Source organism: Streptomyces sp. NPDC048483 (genome assembly GCF_040651455.1).
Classification (GTDB): domain Bacteria; phylum Actinomycetota; class Actinomycetes; order Streptomycetales; family Streptomycetaceae; genus Streptomyces.
In genome coordinates this window covers 1-8,079 of sequence record NZ_JBEZJZ010000198.1, presented here as the reverse complement: position 1 = coordinate 8,079, position 8,079 = coordinate 1, and the positions used below count along the sequence as shown (strand labels likewise).

Below are 8,079 nucleotides of genomic sequence, written 5' to 3'. Positions count from 1 at the left end.
CGTACACCGCGCCGACGCCCCCACAGCACCGGCGCGGTGTACGGGGCTGTCAGCCGCGGCCGCCCGGCGCGGCGGCGCGGCGCCGACGGGCGAGGCCGAGCGTTCCGGCACCGGCGCCGACCAGCAGGGCCGCGCCGCCGATGAGATACGGAGTGGCCGAACTGCCGCCGGTCTCGGCGAGGTTCTGGGTGCTGGGGCGGGAGCCGGGGTGGGTGTTCGCGTGGGTGCCGCCGGAGGTGGAGCCGCCGGAGGTGGAGCCGCCGGAGCCGCCGGAAGTGGAGCCGCCGGTCTGGCCGCCGCCCGACTGCCCGCCCGTGCTCTGGCCGCCGTTCGTGCCTCCCGTGGTACCGCCCGTTGAACCGCCCGGCTCGGGCGCCTTGCAGGTCGCCTCGGCGAGCGTGACCCGCCCCCGGACATCGGCGACATTCAGCTTCAACGGGTTGACCGCGACCTTCAGTTCCAGCGCGGTCGCCGCCGCGCTCCGGCCCGTCACGCTCCGCCGGGAAAGATCGAGCCGTACCTCGCCCACCCCCGGCACCCTGACGTCCGTCGTGCCGTCCGCGCGCAGCGTGACCTTCTTGCCCAGGACCAGGACGCTGCCCAGCACATTCGACTCGGCCCGCGGCCGCTTCCCCGCCTCGCACACCGCCCGCGACGTCACCTGCTGGACCTCGATCAGGGACAGCGGCCCCAGGCCGGGGGCATGCACCTTGGCGTGCACGAGACGGGCGTAGCCCTCGGCCCGGTGCCGGCCGGTGGTGGCCCGGGCGGTGGCAACGTCCGCGCGCAGCACACTGAACGGCTTGCCCTGGTTGATGCCGTCCAGATCGACGGTGAGCGCCGTCCTGTGGGCGGAGGCCGGTGCCTGCACCTCGTTGAGGGCGGCGTGCAGCGGCACTTCGAGCGCCTTGTTGAGCAGCTTGACGTTCAGGCCCGTACGGAGCACGACCGCGCCGGCCGTGCCGTGGTCACCGGTGGCGTACGCGGGCTCGGCGCCCATGAGGACGGCGGGACCGGCCGTGAGGGCGGCGGCGACGAAGGTCGCGGCGAGCCGTCGGGGCATGCCGAAGGAGCTGGTGGAGCTGGTGGACACGTGAGTGGAACCCCCACAAGAGAATTGGAGCCGTCGGCCGCGCCAATGGGGGACATCACGCGGGCCGACGACCTCGACCCGCACATCGTGTACGCACTGAGGGTGAACGGGCAGCCACGCGAGGCTAGTTCACCTAAATGGGTGGTTTCCGCCTCCCTATTCGATTCCTGCGGCTCAGTCGGCCACCCGTACCCCAGTCGTCCCACCGAGCGGGTGACTTGGGTTGACGAGCGAGGCCGAGGACCGGAAGGGCAGCCCGCCGACCCCGACGACGCGGGCCGGCGTCCGGCATACGGAATTCGTTGTCCCGTACATGAAGACCGGCGCTAGGGTGCCGCCGTGTCCACCGAGCAGACGAGCCCCCCGCACAGCGCCGCACCATCCGGCGACCTCCCCGCCTCCGACCGCGCGGCGCGCCGCGCGGTCACCCTCTTCCCCCTTCTGGTGATCGCCGCCGGGGCCGTCGGGCTGTTGTGGCCCGCACGGTTCGCCGGGTGGGCGCCCGGGGTGCCGTGGCTGCTCGGGGTCGTCATGTTCTCGATGGGGCTGACGCTGACCCCGCCGGACTTCACCGCCGTGGCCAAGCGGCCGTGGGCGGTGGGACTGGGACTGGTCGCGCATTACGTGATCATGCCGGGGCTGGGGTGGCTGATCGCGACCGTGCTCCACCTGCCGCCGCAGCTGGCGGCCGGGGTGATCCTGGTCGGCTGCGCGCCGAGCGGGACCGCGTCCAATGTGGTGACGTTCCTGGCGCGCGGCGATGTGGCGCTCTCGGTGTCGGTGGCGACGGTGTCCACGGTGCTCGCGCCGCTGATCACGCCGCCGCTGACGCTGCTGCTCGCCGGGCAGTTCCTGGACGTGGACGCCGGGGTGATGGTGACCGACATCCTCAAGACGGTGCTGCTGCCGGTGGTCGGCGGAGTGGTCCTACGGGTCGTCGCGGGGCGTTTTGTCGACCGGGCGCTGCGGGTGCTGCCGTGGCTCTCCGCCGTGACCATCGCGGTGATTGTGCTGGTGGTGGTCTCCGGAAGCGCGGCGGCGATCAAGGACGCGGCGGCGCTGGTGCTGCTCGCCGTGGTGCTGCACAACGGGCTGGGCCTGGCCCTGGGCCACGCCTCCGGAAAGCTGGCCCGCCTGGGCGCGCCCGCCGCCCGTGCCATGGCCTTCGAGGTCGGCATGCAGAACTCCGGCCTGGCCGCCTCCCTCGCCACCGCGCACTTCAGCCCGGCGGCGGCGCTGCCCGCGGCCGTCTTCTCGGTGTGGCACAACGTGTCGGGTGCGGTGGTGGCCGCGTTCATGGCCCGCTCCGGGCGCCGCGGGCGGTAGTGGGGCGGGGCACCTAGGGGGTGGGCGAACACATCCCGTAGGGGTGGCGCGGCCCCCCTGCGGGGCCACAACCGGCGGGGCCGGGGCGGTATTCCCGTGGCGCACGGCGTGAGCGGTACGGCGTGAGCGGTACGACGTGAGCGGCATGACGGGTGCCACGACGTGAGCGGCACGACGTGCGCCACGGCACTCCCCGCCGCCGCGGGGCGGAGGGCAGGGGCAGGCCGGGACGGGACGGGCCGAGCCGGGGCGGGCCGAGCCGAGCCGAGCCGAGCCGGGCCGAACCGGGGCGGGCCGAACCAGGACGGGCCGGGACGGGACGGGCCGGGACGGGACGGGACGAACCAGGCCGAGCCGAGCCGGGACGGGCCGAGCCGGGACGGGCCGGACCGAGCCGAGCCGGGGCGGGGCGAGCCGGACCGGACTGGGCGGGACTGGCCGGGCAGGCGCCCGCGAGCCGGTCCGGCGGCCGCCGGCCGGCCCGGCGCCTCCTACCCGATGGCCCGCCCCCGCAGCACGACCAGCCGTGGTGCCGCCAGGACCCGTACGTCGGCGCGCGGGTCCGTTTCGTATACGACCAGGTCCGCCGGGGCGCCCTCGGTGAGGCCGGGGCGGCCGAGCCAGGTGCGGGCGGACCAGGTGGTGGCGGAGAGGGCCGCTTCGGCGGGGAGGCCCGCCTTCATCAGCTCGGCCACCTCGCCGGCGACCAGGCCGTGCGGAAGGGAGCCGCCGGCGTCGGTGCCGGCGTAGATGGGGACGCCGGCGTCGTAGGCGGCCCGTACGGTGTCGTAGCGGCGGGCGTGGAGGCGGCGCATGTGGTCGGCCCACTTGGGGAACTTCGCCGCGCCGCCGTCCGCGAGCTGCGGGAAGGTGGCGATGTTGACCAGGGTGGGGACGATGGCGACGCCGCGCTCGGCGAACAGCGGGATGGTGTCCTCGGTGAGGCCGGTGGCGTGCTCGATGCAGTCGATGCCGGCCTCGACGAGCGGGGCGAGGGTCTCCTCGGCGAAGCAGTGGGCGGTCACCCGGGCGCCGAGCCGGTGGGCCTCGGCGATGGCCGCCTCGACCGCGCCGCGGGGCCAGCAGGCCGACAGATCGCCGGTGGAGCGGTCGATCCAGTCGCCGACGAGCTTGACCCAGCCGTCGCCGCGCCGGGCCTCCCGCGCGACGTGGGCAACCAGGTCCCCGGGCTCGATCTCGTGAGCGTAGTTACGGATGTAGCGCCTGGTACGGGCGATGTGGCGGCCGGCGCGGATGATCCGGGGCAGGTCCTCGCGGTCGTCGATCCAGCGGGTGTCGGACGGTGACCCTGCGTCGCGGATCAGCAGGGTGCCGGCGTCGCGGTCGGTGAGGGCCTGTTTCTCGCTGGTCTCGGCGTCCACCGGGCCGTGCGCATCGAGCCCGACATGGCAGTGGGCGTCGACCAGGCCCGGCAGCACCCAGCCCTCGACGGTGGTGGCCTCCCGCACCCCACTGGGCCGTTCGAACGTCACCCGACCGCCGAGAACCCACAGCTCGTCGCGCACGTCGTCCGGGCCGACCAGGACCCTCCCCTTGAGGTGCAGCACCGCACCTTCACTCATGGACGTCATACAGGCACTTTAGGCGGCGGACCCCCACGGCCGGGCGGCCCTCGGCCACGGCGGCACCAGCAGCCCCGGCGCCGTATTCCGCCGGTGGTTTCCCGGAAACCCGGGCGACTACCCGGATTCCCTTCCCGCACGCCTTGCCGCAGACCTTCCGGTTGCGAATTCCCAATTCCTCAGAAGCGCAGCTTCCCGTATTCTTCTGCCCGCTTTTCCGCGCCTCAAACGCCAAGATTTTGCTAGCGCCAAGTATCAGAATTCGGACGGATCTCGTGGGAGTTACGGAGCTGTGACCGACTACACAGGGTGCCCGTTTCACCCCAAACTTCCGGGGCAAAACGGCACATTCCGCGATCGGATCGCGCGCTCGTACGCACCCGCGCGATAACACACAAGACCCGCCCTCGTAACCCCTGCCCGCGATGCATTTTCCTTTTTCCCTCGGTAAATTGAATTCCCATGACCGCCGCACAAGCAGACCATGCACGTGCCCACAGCGATATCAAAGAATTGCCGGAGGGCTTCAAGCTCGACACCCCACGTCTGGAGGACGGCGCCGCGATCTGGCGTATCGCCCGGGACTCCGGGACGCTGGACCTCAACTCCTCCTACAGCTACCTGCTGTGGTGTCGGGACTTCGCCGCCACCTCCGTCGTCGCACGCGACCCGGAGGGCGAGCCGGCCGCCTTCGTCACCGGCTACATCCGCCCCGAGCGCCCGGAGACCCTCGTCGTCTGGCAGGTCGCCGTCGACGCCGCGCACCGTGGCCAGGGGCTGGCGGCCGCACTCCTGGACGGGCTGACCACCCGCGCCGTACGTGAACTGGGCATTCGCCACGTCGAGACCACCATCACGCCGGACAACGCCGCCTCCATGCGGCTGTTCGCGTCCTTCGCCGAGCGCCATGGAACCGGCCTCCGGCGCGAGGTGCTCTTCGACGCCGGGCTCTTCCCCGAGCAGGGCCACGAGCCGGAGGTGCTGCACCTCATCGGCCCGTTCGACCCGCCACCGGGATCCCGGCGCTGACGACCTCCCGGACGGCCCCGGTCGCGCGCACCTCGTGCGCCGCGCCGGCCGCGCCCCGTACGGCAAGCGGGACCGGAACACACCAGGTGACACCCCCGTGACACCTCCGGACCCGCCTTGTCCCCCCACACTTCGATCTTCCTTCGCACTCATCTCCCTGGAGCATGCTGTGACCATCACCCAGCCCGACCTGAGCGTCTTCGAGACCGTGGAGTCGGAGGTCCGTAGCTACTGCCGCGGCTGGCCGACCGTGTTCGACCGTGCGCAGGGCAGCCGCATGACCGACGAGGACGGCCACACCTACCTCGACTTCTTCGCCGGTGCCGGCACTCTCAACTACGGCCACAACAACCCGGTCCTCAAACGCGCCCTGATCGACTACATCGAGCGGGACGGCGTCACCCACGGCCTGGACATGTCGACGACGGCGAAGCGGGCGTTCCTGGAGTCGTTCCAGAACATCATCCTGCGGCCGCGCGACCTGCCCTACAAGGTCATGTTCCCGGGCCCGACGGGCACCAACGCGGTCGAGGCCGCGCTGAAACTGGCCCGTAAGGTCAAGGGCCGCGAGTCGATCGTGTCCTTCACCAACGCCTTCCACGGCATGTCGCTGGGCTCGCTCGCCGTCACCGGCAACGCGTTCAAGCGGGCCGGCGCCGGTATTCCGCTGGTGCACGGCACCCCGATGCCGTTCGACAACTACCTCGACGGCCAGACCCCCGACTTCATCTGGTTCGAGCGCCTCCTGGAGGACTCCGGCTCGGGCCTCAACCAGCCCGCCGCCGTCATCGTCGAGACGGTGCAGGGCGAGGGCGGCATCAACGTCGCGCGGGTCGAGTGGCTGCGTCAGCTCGCCGAGGTGTGCAAGCGCTGGGACATGCTGCTCATCGTGGACGACATCCAGATGGGCTGCGGCCGTACCGGTGCCTTCTTCTCCTTCGAGGAGGCGGGCATCGTGCCGGACATCGTCACCGTCTCGAAGTCCATCAGCGGTTACGGCCTGCCGCTCGCGCTCACCCTGTTCAAGCCCGAGCTGGACATCTGGGAGCCGGGCGAGCACAACGGCACCTTCCGCGGCAACAACCCGGCCTTTGTCACCGCCGCCGCCACGCTCGACACGTACTGGGCCGACGGGCAGATGGAGAAGCAGACCCTCGCCCGCGGTGAGATCGTCGAGGAGCACCTGAAGGCCATCGTCGAGGAGCACCCGGAGACCTTCACCGAGTACCGCGGCCGCGGTCTGGTGTGGGGCCTGGAGTGCGTCGACAAGAGCCTCGCCAACAAGATCGCCAAGCGCTGCTTCGAGCTGAGTCTGCTGATCGAGACCTCAGGCCCCGAGAGCGAGGTCGTCAAGCTGCTTCCGGCGCTGACGACCACCCCCGAGGAGCTGGACGAGGGCCTTCGCACCCTCGCCCGCGCGGTCCGCGACTGCGCCTGACCGTGCTGGGGCCGGCCGGACCACCCGGCCGGCCCAGCGCTCCTTAACGTTTCAGAGAAAGGCACCGAGCACCGTGATCGTCCGATCCTTCAAGGACATCGAAGGCACCGACCGCCACGTCAAGGCGAAGTCCGGCACCTGGGAGAGCAAGCGCATCATCCTGGCCAAGGAGCGCGTCGGCTTCTCGCTGCACGAGACCACGCTGTACGCGGGAACCGAGACGTCGATGTGGTACGCAAACCACATCGAGGCCGTACTGTGCGTAGAGGGTGAGGCCGAACTCACCAACGACGAAACCGGCGAGAAGCACCTGATCACGCCGGGCACGATGTACCTGCTCGACGGCCACGAGAAGCACACGATGCGGATCAAGAAGGACTTCCGCTGCGTGTGTGTCTTCAACCCCCCGGTCACCGGCCGGGAGGACCACGACGAGAACGGCGTCTACCCGTTGCTCACCGAGCCCGAGGCCGAGCCCGAGACGGTCTGAACCGTATCGGCCGGCGTCATCGCCTGCCCCGTCCGGCAGCCGAGGAGGCACGCAACACCAGCACGTACCGAAAGCACGTACGAGAGGAGAGGAAGGCAACACCATGACCACCGCACCCGAGCGCATCGCCGACCTGTACCCGACCCGTGGGACCGCAGAGGTCATCACCCCGCGGAAGGACCCGGTGGTGTGGTCGCAGCCCGGAGTGGCCGGCCCCTTCGAGCCGTCCGAGCTGAGCGACTTCGAACGTGATGGCTTCTTCGCCATCGGGGAACTGCTCACCGCGGAGGAAGTCGCGGTGTACCGCGCCGAGCTGGACCGGCTCGTCCTCGACCCGGCGATGCGCGAGGACCCGCGCTCCATCGTCGAGCCGAAGACACAGACCGTCCGGTCCGTCTTCGAGGTGCACAAGATCAGCGAGGTGTTCGCCAAGCTGGTCTCCGATCCGCGCGTGGTGGGTCGCGCGCGGCAGATCCTGGGCTCGGACGTCTATGTCCACCAGTCGCGGATCAATGTGAAGCCCGGCTTCGGTGCGTCAGGCTTCTACTGGCACTCGGACTTCGAGACCTGGCATGCAGAGGACGGTCTGCCGAACATGCGCACCGTCTCGGTCTCGATCGCGCTGACCGAGAACTACGACACCAACGGCGGCCTGATGATCATGCCCGGCTCGCATCAGCACTTCGTGGGCTGTGAAGGTGCGACGCCGAAGGACAACTACAAGCGGTCGCTGCAGATGCAGGACGCGGGCATCCCGTCGGACGAGGTGCTCACGAAGTTGGCGGACCGGCACAGCATCCGCCTCTTCACCGGCAAGGCCGGCTCGGCAACGTGGTTCGACTGCAACGCCATGCACGGCTCGGGCGACAACATCACGCCGTACCCGCGCAGCAATGTCTTCATCGTGTTCAACAGCGTGGACAACGAAGCGGTGGAGCCCTTCGGGGCACCGGTCCGGCGTCCGGAGTACATCGGGGCGCGGGACTTCACCCCGGTGCGGTGAGACACCGGCGCAGCGGCCGGGAGACGGCCGGCCTGCAGCCGGTACGTCATACGGGTGGCGCGGCCGCCGCACAGCAGGGTCTGTGCGGCGGCCGCGCGGGTTTGGGGGGGGGGCCGC

Annotated in this window: 7 protein-coding genes; 5 read left to right on the top strand and 2 right to left on the bottom strand. The window is 70.9% G+C overall.

The features are described from left to right. Window positions 1-49: 49 nt before the first annotated feature. On the bottom strand, window positions 50-1,063 hold the full coding sequence (locus tag AB0D04_RS41680) for an SCO1860 family LAETG-anchored protein (RefSeq protein ID WP_362712629.1): 1,014 nt from the start codon (window positions 1,061-1,063) through the stop codon (window positions 50-52). A gap of 369 nt (window positions 1,064-1,432) precedes the next feature. Between AB0D04_RS41680 and AB0D04_RS41675 the strand changes: the two genes are divergently transcribed. Further along, window positions 1,433-2,419: a bile acid:sodium symporter family protein gene (locus AB0D04_RS41675; protein ID WP_362712627.1), complete on the top strand. Its 987-nt coding sequence runs from the start codon at window positions 1,433-1,435 to the stop codon at window positions 2,417-2,419. Between the two features lie 491 nt (window positions 2,420-2,910). On the opposite strand, the gene AB0D04_RS41670 is transcribed toward AB0D04_RS41675, so the two are convergent. After that, window positions 2,911-4,002, bottom strand: a complete 1,092-nt coding sequence (locus AB0D04_RS41670; RefSeq protein WP_362712628.1) for an amidohydrolase family protein — start codon at window positions 4,000-4,002, stop codon at window positions 2,911-2,913. Window positions 4,003-4,464: 462 nt separating this feature from the next. Here AB0D04_RS41670 and ectA point away from each other — a divergent pair, with 462 nt between their 5' ends. The 4 genes from ectA (at window position 4,465) to thpD (ending at window position 7,962) form a co-directional block, all read left to right on the top strand. Continuing rightward, a complete protein-coding gene (ectA, locus tag AB0D04_RS41665; protein ID WP_362712626.1) occupies window positions 4,465-5,031 on the top strand; it encodes a diaminobutyrate acetyltransferase in 567 nt (188 codons plus the stop codon). Window positions 5,032-5,200: 169 nt separating this feature from the next. Then, window positions 5,201-6,469, top strand: coding sequence for a diaminobutyrate--2-oxoglutarate transaminase (gene ectB, locus AB0D04_RS41660; RefSeq protein ID WP_362712625.1), 1,269 nt, complete (start codon window positions 5,201-5,203; stop codon window positions 6,467-6,469). Window positions 6,470-6,542: 73 nt separating this feature from the next. Continuing rightward, complete coding sequence (locus AB0D04_RS41655) at window positions 6,543-6,959, top strand: ectoine synthase (protein ID WP_362712624.1); 417 nt, start codon at window positions 6,543-6,545, stop codon at window positions 6,957-6,959. Between the two features lie 103 nt (window positions 6,960-7,062). Continuing rightward, the gene (gene thpD / locus AB0D04_RS41650) at window positions 7,063-7,962 is read left to right on the top strand and encodes an ectoine hydroxylase (protein WP_362712623.1); all 900 of its coding nucleotides are present in this window, start codon (window positions 7,063-7,065) and stop codon (window positions 7,960-7,962) included. Window positions 7,963-8,079 lie beyond the last annotated feature (117 nt).

What these genes read in the sequence shown, in the direction of transcription:
- AB0D04_RS41680 (WP_362712629.1), bottom strand. Translation starts at nt 1,063, where the DNA reads ATGCCCCGACGGCTCGCCGCGACCTTCGTCGCCGCCGCCCTCACGGCC.
- ectA (WP_362712626.1), top strand. Translation starts at nt 4,465, where the DNA reads ATGACCGCCGCACAAGCAGACCATGCACGTGCCCACAGCGATATCAAA.
- AB0D04_RS41670 (WP_362712628.1), bottom strand. Translation starts at nt 4,002, where the DNA reads ATGAGTGAAGGTGCGGTGCTGCACCTCAAGGGGAGGGTCCTGGTCGGC.
- thpD (WP_362712623.1), top strand. Translation starts at nt 7,063, where the DNA reads ATGACCACCGCACCCGAGCGCATCGCCGACCTGTACCCGACCCGTGGG.